The organism is Sphingomonas segetis (assembly GCF_009720245.1).
Lineage (GTDB): Bacteria > Pseudomonadota > Alphaproteobacteria > Sphingomonadales > Sphingomonadaceae > Sphingomicrobium > Sphingomicrobium segetis.
This window is the reverse complement of record NZ_WJSQ01000316.1, coordinates 1-642: the sequence shown is the minus strand read 5'-3', so window position 1 is coordinate 642 and position 642 is coordinate 1. Positions and strand designations below refer to the sequence as shown.

General features: G+C 70.2%; 1 protein-coding gene. It reads right to left on the bottom strand.

Annotated elements, in window-relative coordinates; all coding sequences use genetic code 11:
* Positions 1 to 194: 194 nt before the first annotated feature.
* Positions 195 to 642 (bottom strand): hypothetical protein (locus GH737_RS15660; protein WP_230558864.1); only part of this gene is annotated, 448 nt, incomplete at its 5' end.

The following is a 642-nucleotide window of genomic DNA, read 5'->3' as shown; positions in this document are numbered from 1 at the left end:
CGATCGGGCGACCGCCGCGACCGATGCGGCTGCCGTCGGCTGGGCGGCTGCCGGGGCCGGCGTGAGCGCCACCGCTGCGCCTGCGATCAGCGCCGCGGATATTCCGCCCTTCGGTTGAAAAGAGTGCACCGGCCGAGGGCCGGTGCACCATTTACGCAGACTTTCCACCTGTTCTCCGATACTTGGCTTCGCGTTTAGCCGCGTTCGCCACTCCGGGACGGCGCCGTGTAGGTCGGAGCCGGGGCCGGCATCGGAGCGGCGGCAGGGCCACCGGTGTAATACTGCCCGTTATAGACGTATCCGTCCACCACGCCGTCGTTGTTGCGGTCGGCCCAGATCGCTCCGGCGAGACCGCCGACAGCAGCACCGATCACCGCGCCCACGGGGACGCTGACGCCGGGAAGGACCGCACCCGCAACCGCGCCGAGCGCCGCGCCGCCAAGCGCGCCGCCGACGACCGCGTGAGTCGTCGAATCGTAACCGGCCGGCGGGCCGTTGTAATATTGGCCGTTGTAGACATAGCCGTCGACATAGCCGTCATTGTTGTTGTCGGCCCAGACCGCGCCGGCAAGGCCGCCGATCGCCGCGCCGACAGCGGCGCCAGTGATCGTGCTGATGCCAGGCGCGAGCGCGCCGACGGCC